Here is a 15,629-nt window from a genome sequence, read left to right on the forward strand (position 1 = left end):
GGGCGGGGCCCCCGGCGAGAGGAAATCGCCGGGGCCCCGCCACAGCGGTCGCTCAGACCTGGGTCCGCGCCTCGACGACCTCCGCGATCTTCGCGATGGCCTCGTCGAACGGGATGCCGTTCTCCTGCGAGCCGTCGCGGTAGCGGAAGGACACCGAGTTGTTGGACATGTCCTCGTCGCCCGCGATGACCATGAAGGGCACCTTCTGCTTCTGGGCGTTGCGGATCTTCTTCTGCATGCGGTCCGAGGAGGAGTCCACGTCGACGCGCAGGCCCTTCTTCTTGGCCGCGGCCGCGAACTTCTCCAGGTACTCGACGTGCGCGTCGCCGATCGGGATGCCGAGCGCCTGGACCGGGGCCAGCCACGCCGGGAAGGCGCCCGCGTAGTGCTCCAGGAGCACCGCGAAGAACCGCTCGATCGAGCCGAAGAGGGCTCGGTGGATCATCACCGGGCGCTGCTTGGAGCCGTCGGGGCCGGTGTACTCCAGGTTGAACCGCTCGGGCAGGTTGAAGTCGAGCTGGATGGTCGACATCTGCCAGGTGCGGCCGATCGCGTCCTTGGCCTGGACGGAGATCTTCGGGCCGTAGAAGGCGGCGCCGCCCGGGTCGGGCACGAGGGGCAGGCCCTGCTTCTCGGCGACCTGGCGCAGGGTCTCGGTCGCCTCCTCCCAGACCTCGTCGGAGCCGACGAACTTCTCCGGGTCCTTGGTGGACAGCTCCAGGTAGAAGTCGGTCAGGCCGTAGTCGCGCAGCAGGCCGAGGACGAAGGTGAGCGTCTTGTCCAGCTCCTCGGACATCTGCTCACGGGTGCAGTAGATGTGCGCGTCGTCCTGCGTGAAGCCGCGGGCACGGGTGAGGCCGTGCACGACGCCCGACTTCTCGTACCGGTACACGGTCCCGAACTCGAAGAGGCGCAGCGGCAGTTCACGGTAGGAGCGGCCGCGCGCGTCGAAGATCAGGTTGTGCATCGGGCAGTTCATGGGCTTGAGGTAGTAGTCCACGCCCTCGTCGAGCTGCATGGGCGGGTACATGCCCTCGGCGTACCAGTCCAGGTGCCCGGACGTCTCGAAGAGCTTCCCCTTCGTCGCGTGCGGGGTGTAGACGAACTCGTAGCCCTCTTCCTCGTGGCGGCGGCGCGAGTAGTCCTCCATGACCCGTCGGACGATGCCGCCCTTGGGGTGGAAGACGGCGAGGCCGGAGCCGATCTGCTCCGGGATGGAGAACAGGTCGAGCTCGTTGCCCAGCTTGCGGTGGTCGCGCTTCTCGGCCTCGGCGAGGAAGTCCAGGTAGGCCTTCAGCTCGTCCTTGGAGGGCCAGGCGGTGCCGTAGATGCGCTGGAGCATGGGGTTCTTCTCGCTGCCGCGCCAGTAGGCGGCCGCGTTGCGCATCAGCTTGAACGCCGGGATGAGGCGGGTGGAGGGCAGGTGGGGGCCGCGGCAGAGGTCCTTCCAGCACAGCTCGCCGGTCTTGGCGTCCAGGTTGTCGTAGATCGTCAGCTCGCCGGCGCCGACCTCGACGTCCGCGCCGTCGTCGTGCGACGCGGAGCCCTTGAGGCCGATCAGCTCCAGCTTGTACGGCTCGTCCGCCAGCTCCTCGCGGGCGGCGTCGTCGGTGACGACACGGCGGGCGAACTTCTGCCCGCGCTTCTGGATCTCCTGCATCTTCTTCTCGATGGCCTTGAGATCCTCGGGCGTGAACGGCTTCTCGACGTCGAAGTCGTAGTAGAAGCCGTCCTTGACGGGCGGGCCGATGCCCAGCTTGGCCTCGGGGAACAGCTCCTGCACGGCCTGCGCCATGACGTGCGCGGTGGAGTGGCGCAGGATGTTCAGGCCGTCCTCGGAGGCGATCTCGACGCCCTCGACCTCGTCACCGTCGGCAAGCTCGTACGCGAGGTCCTTCAGCTCCCCGCCCACCCGCGCGGCGATGATCGAGCGCTCGCCCGCGAAGAGGTCGGCGGCCGTAGTGCCCGTCGTCACCACGCGTTCGTCCCGCTCGGAATCGCGTTGGATGATCACACGGACGTCTGACACCGGTCTCTCCTGACTGAAGGTGGGTGCGGCGCCATACCAGGAGCGCGCGCACAGGCGATCGTACCGACCCGACGGCGCCGACCGCGAAACGGTCACCCTCGGTCCGCGTACCCCTACACCTCAGTCCGTGTCCCCGTAGGCTCCCGGCTCCCCCTCTCCGCACGCCTCCTCGAAGAAGTCGAGGTTCTCCTGGAGCGCCTTCATCAGCCGGTCCCGCTCCGCCTCGTCCACCTGCACGGGTACGACCCCGGAGGCGCCGGTCAGCCTGCGGAAGCCGCCGCGGCGCTCCAGTCGGCCGTGCACCCGCACCGGGAGGCCGACGAGGTGGGCGTGGCCGGCGATGCGGTAGTCCTCCTCGTCCAGGGTGACGCGGACGTGCGGGACCTCGGCGCCCGCGAGGACGCGCAGCCGGACCGTGCCCTCGCCGCGGGGCCCGGAGCGGCGCATGCGGACGACGGCGCCGGTGACGCGGACGGGCACGGAGGGTTCCTCGCGCAGGTAGCGGGCGGCGGCCTCGCGCAGCGCGGGCAGGTCGCCGGGTGAGAACTCGACGGGCTCGGCGGAGGCTGCGCAGCCGTCGGGGACACCGGCGCCGGGCGCCCAGGCGACGGCGATCCGGGCGCCCTCGGTGCCCCGCACGAGCAGCGTCAGCGCCTCGGTCAGCTCGCGGCTGACGCCGGCTTCCACGGCGCCGTCGAAGGCGTCCATGCCGCCGGTGGCCCGCCGGTAGTCGATGGCCTCACGGGTGGCGTACAGGGCCTGGTGGAGGCGGACGGCGAGGGGGCGGCCGGGGTCCACGGGCACGAAGGCGGTGAGGCTGCCGCCCCCCTCGGCGGCGGGGCCGACGAGGACGTGCTCCAGCAGGGCGGCGGCGGGGCGGCGGTGGCGGGCGCCGTGGTAGCCGGCACGCGCGCGGGTGGCGAGCGCGGCGGCGAGCAGCATCTGCCGGGCGGCGCCGCGCAGTTGCTCGTCGGCCGTCCAGGGGGCGGCGCCGACGGGGCCGCTGGGGGTGTCGCGCCACCAGCGGATCTCGTCGCTGGGTACGGCGAGCGAGATCAGCACCTCGCGGGCGGCGGCCGAGTCGCTGCGGGCGAGGGCGTCCAGGGCCTCGCCGAGCAGGTCGTCGCTGTCGGGGAAGGCGCGGCTCTCCGGCACCAGCAGGCTGGTCGAGCCGCCGCCCGGGCCGGGCGGGGTCCAGCGGCCGTACCGCCCGGCCGCTCCCCCGCGCCGCTGCCAGCCGTGCCGGCGCAGCAGGGCGCCGAGCACGGCGGGGTCGACGTCGGTGGGCTCCGGCGGCCTGCTCCAGGGGAGGTCGTCGGGGTGCGGGCGGACCTGCCGCACCGGCTCCTCGTGGGGACGGATCCTCATGGCCTGCCTCCCGTCCCGACCCGCGTCATGATCTCGCACAGCGCCCGGTCGTCGAAGATGCGTGAGGTGGGTATCCGCACGGTGGTCCGGTGCCGGCCGGTGATCGGGTGGCCGGCGAGGTTGACCCAGTAGCAGCAGTGCCGGAGGTCGAGCCGGTCGTGGCTGGCGCGCAGCCAGTCGTCCTGGGAGCGCGGGACCAGCATGACGACCAGGATCTTGTGCACCGAGACCGGTGTGCGGGCGAGCTTGCGCAGGTGGTCGTTGTCGAGGGTGAAGGAGAAGGAGCGTCCCGGCGGGTTGGGCGCGACCTGGTACGTGGCCTTCAGCTGCACCTTGACGGTCACCTCGTCGTCGACGGTGTGGCCGGGCGCGCTGTGGCTGACGTGCCAGTCGATGCCGTTGTCCGGGAAGGGCTGGGACAGCGAGCAGCCGGCCGCGGCGGCGACCGCGTGCAGATAGCCGACCTGCAGTGTCTCCATGCAGGCGGTGGTGGCGAGCGTGCCGCGAAGGGGGCCCGTGCGATCGGGCAGCAGCCCGCCCCGCTCGGGCTGCGCTATGGCCATGACCAACAGCCTTCCAGGCAATGAGTGTCCCCGCTGCGGGCCGCTGAACTGCAAAGACCCGTACTCCTGTTGTCTCCTCCCGGCGTACGGCGCAAACGGCCCGGGTATCACCAAACTGGCAGAAGACGGAACGTCACCTGCCGTAGGTGAACGAGGAGTTGGATTGGGATGACGACCTGGTACGAGGGGCCGCTGGCGGCCTTCGACACGGAGACGACGGGCGTGGACGTCGAGACCGACCGGATCGTGTCGGCCGCCGTCGTCGTCCAGGATGCGCCGGGGGTCCGGCCGCGGGTCATCCGCTGGCTGGTGAACCCGGGTGTGCCGGTGCCGGAGGCGGCGACGGCCGTGCACGGGCTGACGGAGGAGCACCTGCAGCGCAACGGCCGCTGGCCGGCTCCGGTGATGTACGAGATAGCCGAGCAGCTGGCCGAGCACGCGGCACTGGGCCGGCCGCTGGTGGTGATGAACGCGCCGTTCGATCTGACGCTGCTGGACCGGGAGTTGCGCCGGCACCGGGCGTCGTCGCTGGACCGCTGGTTCGAGTCGGTGCCGCTGCGGGTGCTGGACCCGCGGGTGCTGGACAAGCATCTGGACCGCTACCGCAAGGGCCGCCGCACGCTGACCGACCTGTGCGCGCACTACGACGTGACGCTGCAGGGCGCGCACGACGCGGGCGCCGACGCGCTGGCCGCCCTGGAGGTCGTACGGTCCCTGGGCCGCCGTTTCGCGACGCGGCTGGAGCGGCTGTCCCCCGGCGAGCTGCACACGCTGCAGGCGAACTGGCACGCGGCGCAGGCGCGCGGCCTGCAGGCGTGGTTCGCGCGCAGCGGCTCGGACGAGATCGTCAGTACGGAGTGGCCACTGCGTCCGGAACTGCCGGCCGCGGCCTAGCCGACGGCGTCACCAGGACCCGCCGCCGCCCGCCCCGCCGCCGGCCCCTCCGGACGAGGAACCCCCTCCACCGCCGCCGGAGCTGCCGGACGGGCTGGGCGGGGCCGGGCTGGAGAGGATCACCGCGGTGAGCAGGACGTCGGTGACGTCGAGGGAGGAGCGCCGCCGCGCCGTCGACGTCGACGCGCCCACGGCCTCCTGCCAGGCGGACTCGACGCCCAGGGCGACCGCCCAGGCGGTGTACCGGTCCGTCCGCTCCTCGTCGAGCGGTTCACCGGGGCAGGTGGCCGGGTCGGCCGGATAGCGCCGGAACGCCTCGGACTTGAGCCAGAGTTCGCTGCCGCGCGGAGTGCGCCTGCCCAGTTCCCAGAGGCGGACCAGCAGGGCGACACCGGCCCCGGCGGCGATGCGGCGTCCGTCCAGAATGCCGCCGGTGATCGCAAGGACGACGAGGACGACGATCAGCGCCCGCACCCTGCGCCGCCGTAGACCGGACACGAAAAAGCCGACCTGCTGGTGCAGGCCGGCCTTTCCCGGTGGGCGATACTGGGTTCGAACCAGTGACCTCTTCGGTGTGAACGAAGCGCTCTCCCACTGAGCTAATCGCCCGGGAACGCACTGAACAATACAGGTCCCAGCGCCCTTCGTTCAAACCGCGCGCAGCAGGCGCAGCAGTCCGCGCCGGCCGGCCCGCATCATCAGGCGATGGTTGGCGCGGAAGACCGGGCGTCCCGGTACGGCCAGCAGTCTGAGCAGGGGCTTGCGCACGTCGACGACCTGGTCGTACCGGGCGAGGGTGCCGGGGCCGTCCGCGGTGACCGTCCAGCGGGCCCAGCCGTCGATGTCGCCGGACATGACGACCTCCAGGATCCCGGCGGCGGGGTCGTGGCGCGTGGCGCGGGCGGTGAAGGTCATGGCGTACGGGAGCAGGGACCGGATGGTGAGGACACCGGTGTCGTCGTCCAGCCGGGTCACCGCCCGTACCTGCGGCCACCAGCGGGGGTAGTCCTCGGCCCGCTCCAGCACCGCGTACACGGCGGCCGGCGGTGCGGGCAGGGACCACCGGCTGCGGAAGCGGTAGTGGGTCCAGTCCATGAAGAGAGTCTGCCCGGGCGGCCGCGTGGCATCTGAGTACGCGTACTCATGCGCGGCACCTCCGCGCTGACGACACTCGTGGGTGAGCGCCGCCGCCCGTGCGACGGCGCTTCCATACGCGTCCCCCTGCCCCACATGGTCCTTCTCGTCGATGACGACCGCCATCGTGTGGGAACCGGCGGGAATTCCGACGTTCGGGACGCCGTCCCGGAAGTGATGCGAGGTCAGATCGCCTGACCGAACCTGGTACTTGAGGCCGAGGAGAATTCCTCGCTTGTCGTACTTCCGGAGAAACGTGACGGTGCACTGGAAAACGTCCGGGGGATTTCCGCCCGCGACCTGGGTCCGGAATTGAGGAGCGTACGCCTCTGAAGACGGGCCGCGAGCGGCGGTGGCGATCACCTGGCTCCCGGCGCAGGTCCCGTCCCCCCGCAGCGCACACGACGAAGGCCCACCTGCTGTGTCGCAGATGGGCCGTCGGTCCGGGTGGGCGATACTGGGTTCGAACCAGTGACCTCTTCGGTGTGAACGAAGCGCTCTCCCACTGAGCTAATCGCCCGGGCGCAGGAAGAACATTACCCCATGTCAGGGGGTGCCTCCGACCAGGGCGGAAGCGGTGGCCGGCCGGTCGCCCGCGCTCCGCTCACTGATCCTCGATCTTCCACGGCATGACGAGGCCGAACCTCCACAGGTACGTCCCGACCAGCGCCCCCACGATCACCAGCCCGACCGCGGTCAGGGTGAGGTTGCGGCGGCGCACCTTGGGGTCGAGGGCCCGTTGGGCCGCCTCGGTGACCTTGCGTTTGGTCCAGCGGAGCACGAGCTGCGCCCAGACGAACTCGGTCGCCCAGATCGCCATGCCCCCGAAGATCACGACCCAGCCGGGACCCGGCAGCGGCAGCATGACGATCCCGGCGGCGACGACCGCCAGCCCGACCACGAAGACGCCGACCTGCCAGCTCAGGTGGAGGGCGCGGCGGGACCTGATGAACTCCGGCGCCCGGGAACCGAGCCCCCGCCCGGACTCTTCGTCTGCCACGTGCCGGTCCGCCTCCGCCCTGCCCGCTGTCACGACGGCCTCACCCGGCTCGTCACTCCCCGTATTCATACAGACAAACCCTACCCGAGTGATTCAGGTCACTGGAATGGTCCAAGGTCTGGTACGAGTTCTCGGCCGGAAGAGTTACGTAAACACACGCAAAACCCTCAGAGGGGTTTACAACGGCACCGTAGGTGGCATGTCGATTTCGCCGACGTGCGAATCCCCGAGCGCACACTGAGCGAAAGGCCCTGGCGCTTATGAACACCACGGTCAGCTGCGAGCTGCACCTGCGCCTCGTTGTGTCGAGCGAGTCCTCCCTGCCTGTCCCCGCAGGCCTGCGGTACGACACGGCCGACCCCTACGCCGTGCACGCCACCTTCCACACCGGAGCCGAGGAGACCGTCGAGTGGGTGTTCGCCCGCGACCTCCTCGCCGAGGGGCTTCACCGGCCCACCGGCACCGGCGACGTCCGCGTCTGGCCATCCCGTAGTCATGGTCAGGGCGTCGTGTGCATCGCCCTCAGCTCCCCGGAGGGGGAGGCGTTGCTCGAGGCCCCGGCGCGGGCCTTGGAGTCCTTCCTGAAGCGGACCGACGCCGCCGTGCCGCCCGGCACGGAACACCGGCACTTCGACCTGGATCAGGAGCTCTCGCACATTCTGGCGGAGAGCTAGGTCGAGGCCGTCGCAAGCAGCCCGGCGCCGTCCACTCGGGGAGACGGCTCGGGCCAAGACAACCGCATACGGCACGGGCCGACGCCGTCTCCGTGAGCGTTCAGCGCTCCCGGGGCGGCGTCGGCCTGTCCGCGGCCAGGGGCGCGCGTGGTGCGCCGTACGGCGGCACCGGTGGCCTTCTGACGGGCTCGGGCGGGAGGGGCGGGAGCCGCCCGCGTCCGGGACCGGCCGGTCCGGGAACCGGCCCGGGCGCGGAGGCGTTCTACCGGCAATCGGGGCGGGCAGGAGCGGTGCGGTGGGCGCGGTTGTCGCTACCATCGGCCAGCATCGGCGGGCGCCCGCCCGACCCCCAGGCCAGGGAGCGAAATGTGCTGATCACCCACGACACCCGGTGCGCGCTCGACACCGTGGTGGATCTGGTGAACACCGCGCCGGAGGACGATGCGGCGGCGGACGGACTGTCCGACGTCCCGGCTCTCACGGATTTCGTGCGAAACCACGAGATCAGCGATGTCGGTGTGCTGTCGGAGTTCGACCTCTCGGCGGTGCGCAGGGTGCGGGGGCGCTTCGCGGCGATCTTCGCGGCCCCGGACCCCCGGTCCGCGGCCGGGGCGATCAACGACCTGGTGGCCGCGGCGGGCACCACCCCGCGCCTGACGGACCACGACGGCTACGACTGGCATGTGCACTACTTCGCGCCGGGCGCCTCCGTGGCCGACCACCTGGCCGCGGACTGCGGCATGGCGCTCGCCTTCTTCGTGGTGGCCGGGGAGCAGGAGCGGCTGCGGCGCTGTGAGGCACCGGACTGCCGGCGCGCCTTCGTCGATCTCTCCCGCAACCGCTCGCGCCGGTACTGCGACAGCCGCACCTGCGGGAACCGGCTGCACGTCGCCGCCTACCGGGCCCGGCGCAAGGAGGCCACGGGCTGAGCGGGGGCTGAGGGGGCGTCGTCCCGGGGCGACGTCGGTCCCGGCGGGTGGCGCCGGGACGGACGTGTACGGCTCACAGCAACAGCAGGTCGTGCAGCGCAGCCATGAGGAGCAGACACCCGATCACCGCCAGGAAGATCATCAGCGGTGGCTGGGATAGGGCGAAGAGGCACCCGCGGGGCTCGTCCTTCGGCGGCGCGGCCTCGCTCTGTTTCGTGTCCAGCATCTCGCGGCCGATGATGACGCACCCGGCACCCCCTGCGCGATCAACGCACGAGGATCTTGCGGGAGTTCACCGAATACCGCGATCTTCGTTCGGCTCGCTTCGGGTGGTGATCGATTCCGGCCGCCGACGGACCCACTGTGTCGTTTCAGCGAGTCGTACGACTGTCATATGCCGTGCTTCTTGAGGATGGCCTCGATGTCGCTGAAGTCGTCACCCGACGCGGAGCGTCCGGGTGCGGCGGACGGCCGGGTGGCGGGACGGGTCTCCTGGCCCAGGGACGGCGCCGAGGCCGCGGGCGCGACCGCCTCCTGCCGCTTGCCCCCGGCCGCCTTGCGCTCGGACCCGGTGCCGGCGCGCCGGCGCTCGACCGCGCGGGTGCCGGCGAAGAGGAGCCAGGCCGCGCCCAGCACGCCGAAGCCCGCCCAGGCGGTGGGGCTGAAGGCGGTGTCGGCGAGCCAGCCGACGACCCCGGTCATCACCAGGCCGACCGGCACCAGCGAGTAGGCCACGATGCGGGCCGCCGCGAGGAACCGCCTGCGGTAGGCCGTGACCACCCCGATGCCCAGGCCGGCCGCGGACACGGCGGAGCAGACGGTCTCGGCAATCATCCGGTCCTCCTGGCGGGCTCGGTCGGGTGGAAGGGGGCACGCGAAGCACGGACGGGGGTGCCAGCTCCCGGCGGGGCGCGTCGCGTCCCCGTCCATCGTGCACCGCCCGGCCCTCCGGATGCCATGCTCCGGACGGACATCAGGGACATCTCCGGGTCGCCTCCTCCTGGGGTGCCGGTCGCCGGAACCCCGCCGGGCCACGTCACCACCGGACGCCGGGGCCCGCGGCGCCGTACCGTCCCGATTGGGTCGCCCGCGTCCGGCCTGGAAGACTGGCCCGTATGAGCGACTCCTCCCCCGCCCGCACCGACGCCGTCGTTCTCGACGTCTGGTGCGAACTGCAGTGCCCCGACTGCCGCACCGCCCTGGACGACGTCCGCGCCCTGCGCGCCCGCTACGGCGACCGGCTGGAGCCGCGGCTGCGGCACTTCCCGCTGGAGAAGCACAAGCACGCCTTCGCCGCCGCCCAGGCCGCCGAGGAAGCGCTGGAGCAGGGCAAGGGCTGGCCGTACGTGGAGGCCGTGCTGGAGCGGGTGGCGGACCTGGACCGTCGGGGGGAACCCTTCCTGGTCGAGGTCGCCCGGGAACTCGGCCTGGACGCCGAGGAGTTCGACACCGCGCTGATCGACGGCCGGCACATCCTGATCGTCGACGCCGACCAGGCCGAGGGCAAGGCGATCGGCGTGACCGGCACCCCGACCTACGTCATCGGCGGCGAACGCCTCGACGGCGGCAAGAGCCAGGAGGGCCTGCGCGAGCGGATCGAGGAGATCGCCGACCGGCTGCTGGGCGGGCGGGAGGCCTGACCCGCGGGAGGCCCGACCCGCGGGGCACGGCTACAGCAGGGGCTTGGCCAGGGAGCGGGTCGTCGTCTCGTAGCCGAGTGACTCGTACAGCCGCTCTGCCGGGGCGTTTCCCGCGAACACGTTGAGACCGAGGACCGGCCGCCCGGCCCCGATCGCCTGGCGCTCCGCGAGCAGCATCAGCGTACGGCCGTGGCCGCGCCCGCGGTGGGCCGCGTCCGTCGCCACGTCGAACACGAACGCCCTGGTGTCCTGCAACGCCACCCACAGCGTGCCCACCCGGGTCCCCTCGTGCTCCAGGACGCTGAAGAGCATGCCGTCGGTCGCGAGCCCGTCCGGCAGCAGCCTGGCGTGGTCGTCGCGGGCCTTGGCGCGGGCCGTCGCCTCGGACAGCCCCCGCGCCATCCACTCGCCCGCGTAGTGCTCGCACTCGTGCGCCTGCCACGCGTCGAACTCGGCCACGGTCATGGGCCGCGCGCCGCTGCCCGGCGGGAGCGGGGGCGCCGCGGCGCCGAGGACCTTCTCCATGCCGCGGTTGCGCAGGGTGTAGCCGAGCGTCTCGAACAGTCGCAGTGCTATGTCCGCCGATGCGGGGACCAGGGTCTCGATCTGCCGGCAGCCCCAGCCGCGCGCCACCTCCTCGGCCGCCAGCGCGGCCACCGTGGCCCGGCCGTGCCGCCGGTCGGGCTCGGCGATCCGGATGTCGAGGACGCGCGCCACCGAGTCGCCGAGGGACGGCGAGGTGCTCAGGTGGATCTCGCCGACGGGCCGGCTGTTCACACACACCTGGTAGCGGCGCGAACGGGTCCCGTCGGTGTGCTGCTGAAGCGGCTCGGCCGGCCGCAGGGTCGTGGTCATCACAGGTGTTCTACCCGCAGCGCCCGGCCCCGTCAGCCTGTTTTTCCGGGCTCCCGCCTGCCCGCTCCTCGGAGCCTTCGCCGGCCCGTTCCCCCGCACCCCCGCCGGCCCGCGCCCGCGGGCCTTGCCCGGCCGGTCTCCCGGCTCACGGGTCGAGGTCCTGCCCGGACCGCTCGTCGAAGATCCGCATCGCCTTGGCGGTCACCGGGCCCGGGGTGCCGGACAGTTCGCGGTCGTCGACCCGGTGCACGGCCTGCACGTCCCGCAGCGTGGAGGTCAGGAACACCTCGTCGGCGCGGTCCAGCACGTCCAGCGGCAGGTCGGTCTCCTTGGCGCCCGTCCACTCGACCGCCAGGGCACGGGTGATGCCGGGCAGGCAGCCGGAGGCGACCGGCGGGGTGTGGATCTCGCCGTCCAGGACGACGAAGACGTTCGACCCGGTGCCCTCGCAGAGCTGCCCGACGGTGTTGCCGAACAGCGCCTCGGAGGCGCCGTCTTCGTGGGCGCGGGCGAGGGCGACCACGTTCTCGGCGTACGAGGTGGTCTTCAGGCCGGTCAGCGCGCCCCGCTCGTTGCGGGTCCACGGGACGGTGATCACCGCGGTGGAGTCCGGGCGCCGGGTGGTGGCGCCGAGTGCGACCACCAGCGTCGGGCCGTGCTCGCCGCGGTCGGAGCCGAGCGGTCCGTGGCCGCCGGTGTAGGTGATCCGCAGCCGCCCGAGCGGCATCGGATTGGCCTGCAGGACCGCCGCGCAGGCCTCGCGGACCTCACGGTGGTCGGGGTCGGGCAGGCCGAGCCCCCGGGCCGACCGGGTCAGCCGGTCCAGGTGCCGGGTGAGCGCGAACGGCTTCCCGTCGACCGCCTTCACCGTCTCGAAGATGCCGTCGCCGACGGTCAGCCCGTGATCGAAGACGGAGACACGGGCGGATTCCAGGTCCCGCAGCCCGCCGTCCAGCCAGATCCTCATGTGAGCGCCCCTTCGTTGCTTCCCGCCCCACCCGCCCAGCGTTCCTCGTACACCCCCGACGCTACCGCGAGCAGCCGGGACGCCTTCAGCTCGGTCTCCCGCCACTCCCCCTGCGGGTCCGAACCCCAGGTGATGCCGGCGCCGGTGCCGAAGCGGAGCGCCCCGGCGGCGCGGTCGATCCAGAAGGTGCGGATGCCGACGGCCAGCTCGCCGGTCCCCCGGTCGGCGTCCACCCAGCCGATCCCGCCGCAGTACGGGCCGCGCGGCGCCGTCTCCAGCGCCTCGATGATCCGCAGGGCGCTGGACTTGGGCGCGCCGGTGACCGAGCCGGGCGGGAAGGCCGCGGCGAGCAGCTCCGGCCAGCCGGCGTCGGGGCGCAGCTCACCGCGGACGGTGGAGACGAGGTGGACCAGCCCGGGATGCTTCTCCACGGCGCACAGGTCGGGGACGGTCACGCTGCCGGTCGCGCAGACCCGCCCGATGTCGTTGCGGACCAGGTCCACGATCATCACGTTCTCGGCGTAGTCCTTCTCCAGGAGGTCCGCCTCCGTACGCCCGGTGCCCTTGATCGGCCCCGACTCCACGGTCCGGCCGTCCCGGCGCAGGAACAGCTCGGGCGAGGCGGTGGCGATCTCCACGCCGTGCTCCGGCAGACGAATCGTTCCGGCGTACGGCGCCGGGTTGCCGCGCGCCAGCACGGCGGTCAGGGCGTCCACGTCGGCGTCGGGGGCGACGGGCGCGCTCAGCACCCGGCAGAGGTTGGCCTGATAGACCTCGCCGGCCGCGATGTGCGCGCGGATCCGGCCGACGGCCGCCGTGTACGCGGCGCGGTCCAGGGAGGAGGTCCAGTCCCCCGCCGCCGGGCCCCGCCAGGCGCCCGGCACCGGCGCGGGTACGGGCGCCTTCCGCACGTCGGCGAAGCGGGCGCAGGTCAGCCTGGACTCGAAGTCCGCGCAGACGGCCCAGAAGCCGGAGGAGTCCAGGGCGGCCGGATCGCTGGTGACGTCGAGGAGACCGGTGGCGACGCGGTCGCCGAAGCGGGCCAGCGGGGGCAGGCCGGATGGATGATGGAGCACGTCGTCGAGTCTAGGTCGGGTGTCCGAGAGGTGGCCCGCGGATGTCCCGGCGGGGCCCCTGACCACCGGGTCCGTCGGACGCACCGCAGCACGCTGCGCAAACGCGTTTTTGTACTGGCCCGGGAATCCGCTAGAGTTCAACACGTCGCCGGGACGCGGAAGCGGACCGAAACGACAGGCGGACGTAGCTCAGTTGGTAGAGCGCAACCTTGCCAAGGTTGAGGTCGCGAGTTCGAGCCTCGTCGTCCGCTCGAAGGAAGAAGGGGTCATCCCGATCCCCTACACTCCTGGTGGAGTGGCCGAGAGGCGAGGCAACGGCCTGCAAAGCCGTCTACACGGGTTCAAATCCCGTCTCCACCTCCAAGGACGATTAGCTCAGCGGGAGAGCGCTTCCCTGACACGGAAGAGGTCACTGGTTCAATCCCAGTATCGTCCACTGGATCCGTCGGCTCGTACGGCAAGATCCGAACCCGCGCGATTAGCTCAGCGGGAGAGCGCTTCCCTGACACGGAAGAGGTCACTGGTTCAATCCCAGTATCGCGCACTGACTGTGATCTTCGGATCACAGCCCGCGGACGATTAGCTCAGCGGGAGAGCGCTTCCCTGACACGGAAGAGGTCACTGGTTCAATCCCAGTATCGTCCACACGACAGGAAGCCCCCGGTCTCGCGACCGGGGGCTTCTTCGTGCGCTCAGCTGGAGAAGAGCATGTGGGCCCAGCTCTTCTGGTGGTGCCCATGGTGTCCGTGGCCGCCGTGGTGACCACCATGGTGACCGCCGTGCGGGGCACCCCAGGCGGGAGCGGGCGGCGCGGGGTACGCCTGCGGGGCCGGCGGCGCCGGCGGGACGGGCTTGGACCACTGGGACTCCATCTGAGTCAGCGCCTCCAGCTCGCCGTAGTCGAGGAAGATGCCGCGACAGCCGCTGCACTGCTCGATCTGGACGCCGCTGCGGTTGTAGGTGTGCATGGGCGCATGACACTTCGGACACTGCATGCTCGGCTCAACTCCTCGCCGGTGGATCCTGCTTCGTGTTTCCCCAGGACAGACTCCGTCCGGCCTCGGTCGGTTGCAGCCTAGCCCGGGATTCGCCGCGTCAACTGGTGGGGTACCGACGCCATTCGGGCGCAGGCGTCCACCAGGGCCTGCTCCACCCCGTCCAGCGGCCGGCCCGCCGTGTGCGCCTTGGCGAGGGCGCGGGCGGCCGTCTGCACGGTGACGGCGCGGGCCGGGACGTCCAGGGCGGCCCACGGGTCGCCGTCCGCGGGGACGGCGGGGCCGCCGGCCCGGCGGTAGGCGGTCAGGAAGCGGGTCCACTCGTCGGGCGGAAGGAGCCCGCAGGCGTACCAGGCGGCGGGCCGGGCGAGGTCCCAGGCCGGGACACCGAGTCCCAGGTCGTCCACGTCGATCAGCCTCCAGGGTCCGTCCGGCGCCGGATGCCGGACGAGCTGGCCGAGGTGCAGGTCGCCGTGGCAGAGGGCGGGGGTCCCGGGCATGGGGGCCTCGGCCCGGGCCCAGGCGGGGAGGGCGGCCCAGGCCCTGAGGACGGGGCGGGCGGCCTCGGGGGCGGGGTCCGGTGCGGCGGGCAGGGCCGCGTGGAGCCGGCTGATGGCGGCGGCCGCCTTGGTGGGGCCGCGCATCGGGGGCAGAGGGCCCGGCGGATCCGTCCGGTGCAGGCGGGCGAGGAGCGTGGCGGCGGCCTCCCAGGGGGCCTCGTCCAACTCGTCGGGGTCCACCGGGCTGCCGTACGGCCAGAAGGTCACCGGACGGTCGTGGAGGGAGGCCGGGGTGGGGGCGAGCGGGGCGAGGAGGACGTCGGGGAGCCTGGCGGCCGTGGTGAGGCGGAGGACCAGGTGGGCGGGGTCGGTGTCCGGGGCGTGCGCCTTGGCGACGGTGTCGGCGTGGCGTACGACGGTGGCGTCCGGGCGGTCGGCCAGGGGGACGACGGGGGCGCAGGCGCAGGGGGCTCCGCCGGAGTGCGGATGGGCGGCGGCTCCGGCCTGCGCGGTGAGAGCGGGGAGGAGAGTCACGGGTCCTCGGGTGGGGTGGGCTGCGGAGTGAGCGTACGCGGGCGGGCGGCCGGACGTGGGGTGCTCGGTGCCGGACCGGCGGCCGGCGCGAGGGCCGGGCAAGAGGGGTGCTCCGTGCCGGACCGGCGGCCGACGCGAGGACCGGGCAAGAGGGGTGCCCGGTACCGGACCGACGGCCGACGCGAGGGCCGGACGAGGGGGGCGCTCCGTGCCGGACCGACGGTCGACGCGAGGGCCGGGCAAGGGGGGTGCTCCGTGCCGGACCGACGGTCGGTGCGGGGGGTCTCGCTCGCCCGCGTCGGCGGGGCGGGGTGCCGCTGCGCTCACCCGTGGCGCCCAGGCGGTGCGACAGGCGCGGAGGGCTCTCTCCAAGTACCTAGTGCAGCGCCGCATTGATCTTGCGGGGGTCATGCGGCTTTAAGTGGGGTGCCGTCGTAGGTCCAGCGGAACGGCTGAGCCTCATCGTCGTAG

Annotated in this window: 17 protein-coding genes and 7 tRNA genes; 9 read left to right on the forward strand and 15 right to left on the reverse strand. The window is 72.4% G+C overall.

Annotation, left to right across the window (positions count from 1 at the left end):
• Positions 1 to 52 precede the first annotated feature (52 nt).
• The 3 genes from thrS to AB0N17_RS16210 form a co-directional block, all read right to left on the reverse strand.
• Positions 53 to 2,029 (reverse strand): threonine--tRNA ligase, encoded by a 1,977-nt coding sequence (gene thrS, locus AB0N17_RS16200; protein WP_366011953.1) that lies wholly within the window; start codon positions 2,027 to 2,029, stop codon positions 53 to 55.
• Positions 2,030 to 2,149: 120 nt separating this feature from the next.
• Positions 2,150 to 3,397 carry a hypothetical protein gene (locus tag AB0N17_RS16205; protein ID WP_366011954.1) on the reverse strand — a complete coding sequence of 416 codons (1,248 nt, stop codon included), beginning with the start codon at positions 3,395 to 3,397 and terminating at the stop codon, positions 2,150 to 2,152.
• A complete protein-coding gene (locus AB0N17_RS16210) occupies positions 3,394 to 3,960 on the reverse strand; it encodes a DUF4365 domain-containing protein (protein WP_366011955.1) in 567 nt (188 codons plus the stop codon). The genes AB0N17_RS16205 and AB0N17_RS16210 overlap by 4 nt, the downstream gene beginning before the upstream one ends.
• A gap of 168 nt (positions 3,961 to 4,128) precedes the next feature.
• Between AB0N17_RS16210 and AB0N17_RS16215 the strand changes: the two genes are divergently transcribed.
• Complete coding sequence (locus AB0N17_RS16215; protein WP_366011956.1) at positions 4,129 to 4,854, forward strand: 3'-5' exonuclease; 726 nt, start codon at positions 4,129 to 4,131, stop codon at positions 4,852 to 4,854.
• A 9-nt stretch (positions 4,855 to 4,863) separates the two neighbouring features.
• Here the strand turns inward: AB0N17_RS16215 and AB0N17_RS16220 are convergent, their stop codons facing one another.
• The 5 genes from AB0N17_RS16220 to AB0N17_RS16240 all read right to left on the reverse strand — a co-directional run bounded on the left by AB0N17_RS16220 (position 4,864) and on the right by AB0N17_RS16240 (position 7,057).
• On the reverse strand, positions 4,864 to 5,352 hold the full coding sequence (locus AB0N17_RS16220; protein ID WP_366011957.1) for a hypothetical protein: 489 nt from the start codon (positions 5,350 to 5,352) through the stop codon (positions 4,864 to 4,866).
• 39 nt (positions 5,353 to 5,391) lie between these two features.
• Positions 5,392 to 5,463, reverse strand: a tRNA-Val gene (locus AB0N17_RS16225).
• Positions 5,464 to 5,502: 39 nt separating this feature from the next.
• On the reverse strand, positions 5,503 to 5,949 hold the full coding sequence (locus tag AB0N17_RS16230) for an SRPBCC family protein (RefSeq protein WP_366011958.1): 447 nt from the start codon (positions 5,947 to 5,949) through the stop codon (positions 5,503 to 5,505).
• Between the two features lie 487 nt (positions 5,950 to 6,436).
• Positions 6,437 to 6,508, reverse strand: a tRNA-Val gene (locus AB0N17_RS16235).
• A gap of 84 nt (positions 6,509 to 6,592) precedes the next feature.
• Complete coding sequence (locus AB0N17_RS16240) at positions 6,593 to 7,057, reverse strand: TIGR02611 family protein (protein WP_366011959.1); 465 nt, start codon at positions 7,055 to 7,057, stop codon at positions 6,593 to 6,595.
• A gap of 191 nt (positions 7,058 to 7,248) precedes the next feature.
• Here AB0N17_RS16240 and AB0N17_RS16245 point away from each other — a divergent pair, with 191 nt between their 5' ends.
• Together AB0N17_RS16245 and AB0N17_RS16250 are read left to right on the forward strand one after the other, a co-directional pair.
• Positions 7,249 to 7,662 (forward strand): SsgA family sporulation/cell division regulator, encoded by a 414-nt coding sequence (locus AB0N17_RS16245; protein WP_004002642.1) that lies wholly within the window; start codon positions 7,249 to 7,251, stop codon positions 7,660 to 7,662.
• A gap of 368 nt (positions 7,663 to 8,030) precedes the next feature.
• Positions 8,031 to 8,591 (forward strand): CGNR zinc finger domain-containing protein, encoded by a 561-nt coding sequence (locus AB0N17_RS16250; RefSeq protein WP_366011960.1) that lies wholly within the window; start codon positions 8,031 to 8,033, stop codon positions 8,589 to 8,591.
• A gap of 73 nt (positions 8,592 to 8,664) precedes the next feature.
• On the opposite strand, the gene AB0N17_RS16255 is transcribed toward AB0N17_RS16250, so the two are convergent.
• Both AB0N17_RS16255 and AB0N17_RS16260 read right to left on the reverse strand, forming a co-directional pair.
• Entirely contained in the window at positions 8,665 to 8,817 is a 153-nt protein-coding gene (locus AB0N17_RS16255) for a hypothetical protein (RefSeq protein ID WP_358903611.1), read from the reverse strand.
• A gap of 164 nt (positions 8,818 to 8,981) precedes the next feature.
• Complete coding sequence (locus AB0N17_RS16260; RefSeq protein WP_366011961.1) at positions 8,982 to 9,425, reverse strand: hypothetical protein; 444 nt, start codon at positions 9,423 to 9,425, stop codon at positions 8,982 to 8,984.
• 281 nt (positions 9,426 to 9,706) lie between these two features.
• Between AB0N17_RS16260 and AB0N17_RS16265 the strand changes: the two genes are divergently transcribed.
• Positions 9,707 to 10,231: a DsbA family protein gene (locus tag AB0N17_RS16265; RefSeq protein WP_366011962.1), complete on the forward strand. Its 525-nt coding sequence runs from the start codon at positions 9,707 to 9,709 to the stop codon at positions 10,229 to 10,231.
• A gap of 30 nt (positions 10,232 to 10,261) precedes the next feature.
• Here AB0N17_RS16265 and AB0N17_RS16270 read toward each other — a convergent pair whose 3' ends face one another.
• The 3 genes from AB0N17_RS16270 to AB0N17_RS16280 all read right to left on the reverse strand — a co-directional run bounded on the left by AB0N17_RS16270 (position 10,262) and on the right by AB0N17_RS16280 (position 13,129).
• Positions 10,262 to 11,086, reverse strand: coding sequence for a GNAT family N-acetyltransferase (locus AB0N17_RS16270; RefSeq protein ID WP_366011963.1), 825 nt, complete (start codon positions 11,084 to 11,086; stop codon positions 10,262 to 10,264).
• Positions 11,087 to 11,231: 145 nt separating this feature from the next.
• A complete protein-coding gene (locus tag AB0N17_RS16275; protein WP_366011964.1) occupies positions 11,232 to 12,053 on the reverse strand; it encodes an aminodeoxychorismate lyase in 822 nt (273 codons plus the stop codon).
• Complete coding sequence (locus AB0N17_RS16280; RefSeq protein WP_366011965.1) at positions 12,050 to 13,129, reverse strand: chorismate-binding protein; 1,080 nt, start codon at positions 13,127 to 13,129, stop codon at positions 12,050 to 12,052. The genes AB0N17_RS16275 and AB0N17_RS16280 overlap by 4 nt, the downstream gene beginning before the upstream one ends.
• Before the next feature lie 178 nt (positions 13,130 to 13,307).
• Between AB0N17_RS16280 and AB0N17_RS16285 the strand changes: the two genes are divergently transcribed.
• The 5 genes from AB0N17_RS16285 (at position 13,308) to AB0N17_RS16305 (ending at position 13,774) form a co-directional block, all read left to right on the forward strand.
• Positions 13,308 to 13,380: transfer RNA gene (locus AB0N17_RS16285), tRNA-Gly, on the forward strand.
• 38 nt (positions 13,381 to 13,418) lie between these two features.
• A tRNA-Cys gene (locus tag AB0N17_RS16290) sits at positions 13,419 to 13,492 on the forward strand.
• Position 13,493: 1 nt separating this feature from the next.
• Positions 13,494 to 13,565, forward strand: a tRNA-Val gene (locus AB0N17_RS16295).
• 36 nt (positions 13,566 to 13,601) lie between these two features.
• A tRNA-Val gene (locus tag AB0N17_RS16300) sits at positions 13,602 to 13,673 on the forward strand.
• 29 nt (positions 13,674 to 13,702) lie between these two features.
• A tRNA-Val gene (locus tag AB0N17_RS16305) sits at positions 13,703 to 13,774 on the forward strand.
• Positions 13,775 to 13,821: 47 nt separating this feature from the next.
• On the opposite strand, the gene AB0N17_RS16310 is transcribed toward AB0N17_RS16305, so the two are convergent.
• On the reverse strand, positions 13,822 to 14,124 hold the full coding sequence (locus AB0N17_RS16310) for a zf-TFIIB domain-containing protein (protein ID WP_366011966.1): 303 nt from the start codon (positions 14,122 to 14,124) through the stop codon (positions 13,822 to 13,824).
• A gap of 80 nt (positions 14,125 to 14,204) precedes the next feature.
• Entirely contained in the window at positions 14,205 to 15,158 is a 954-nt protein-coding gene (locus AB0N17_RS16315) for an aminoglycoside phosphotransferase family protein (RefSeq protein WP_366011967.1), read from the reverse strand.
• Positions 15,159 to 15,629: the final 471 nt, after the last annotated feature.

It is taken from the genome of Streptomyces sp. NPDC051133, from assembly GCF_040682635.1.
Lineage (GTDB): Bacteria > Actinomycetota > Actinomycetes > Streptomycetales > Streptomycetaceae > Streptomyces.

Excerpts from the sequence above, each read along its gene's own strand:
- AB0N17_RS16270 (WP_366011963.1), bottom strand. The coding sequence starts at position 11,086 with ATGACCACGACCCTGCGGCCGGCCGAGCCGCTTCAGCAGCACACCGAC.
- AB0N17_RS16255 (WP_358903611.1), bottom strand. The coding sequence starts at position 8,817 with ATGCTGGACACGAAACAGAGCGAGGCCGCGCCGCCGAAGGACGAGCCC.
- AB0N17_RS16215 (WP_366011956.1), top strand. The coding sequence starts at position 4,129 with ATGACGACCTGGTACGAGGGGCCGCTGGCGGCCTTCGACACGGAGACG.
- AB0N17_RS16260 (WP_366011961.1), bottom strand. The coding sequence starts at position 9,425 with ATGATTGCCGAGACCGTCTGCTCCGCCGTGTCCGCGGCCGGCCTGGGC.
- AB0N17_RS16210 (WP_366011955.1), bottom strand. The coding sequence starts at position 3,960 with ATGGCCATAGCGCAGCCCGAGCGGGGCGGGCTGCTGCCCGATCGCACG.
- AB0N17_RS16275 (WP_366011964.1), bottom strand. The coding sequence starts at position 12,053 with ATGAGGATCTGGCTGGACGGCGGGCTGCGGGACCTGGAATCCGCCCGT.
- AB0N17_RS16205 (WP_366011954.1), bottom strand. The coding sequence starts at position 3,397 with ATGAGGATCCGTCCCCACGAGGAGCCGGTGCGGCAGGTCCGCCCGCAC.
- AB0N17_RS16245 (WP_004002642.1), top strand. The coding sequence starts at position 7,249 with ATGAACACCACGGTCAGCTGCGAGCTGCACCTGCGCCTCGTTGTGTCG.
- AB0N17_RS16240 (WP_366011959.1), bottom strand. The coding sequence starts at position 7,057 with ATGAATACGGGGAGTGACGAGCCGGGTGAGGCCGTCGTGACAGCGGGC.
- AB0N17_RS16265 (WP_366011962.1), top strand. The coding sequence starts at position 9,707 with ATGAGCGACTCCTCCCCCGCCCGCACCGACGCCGTCGTTCTCGACGTC.
- AB0N17_RS16310 (WP_366011966.1), bottom strand. The coding sequence starts at position 14,124 with ATGCAGTGTCCGAAGTGTCATGCGCCCATGCACACCTACAACCGCAGC.
- AB0N17_RS16230 (WP_366011958.1), bottom strand. The coding sequence starts at position 5,949 with ATGGACTGGACCCACTACCGCTTCCGCAGCCGGTGGTCCCTGCCCGCA.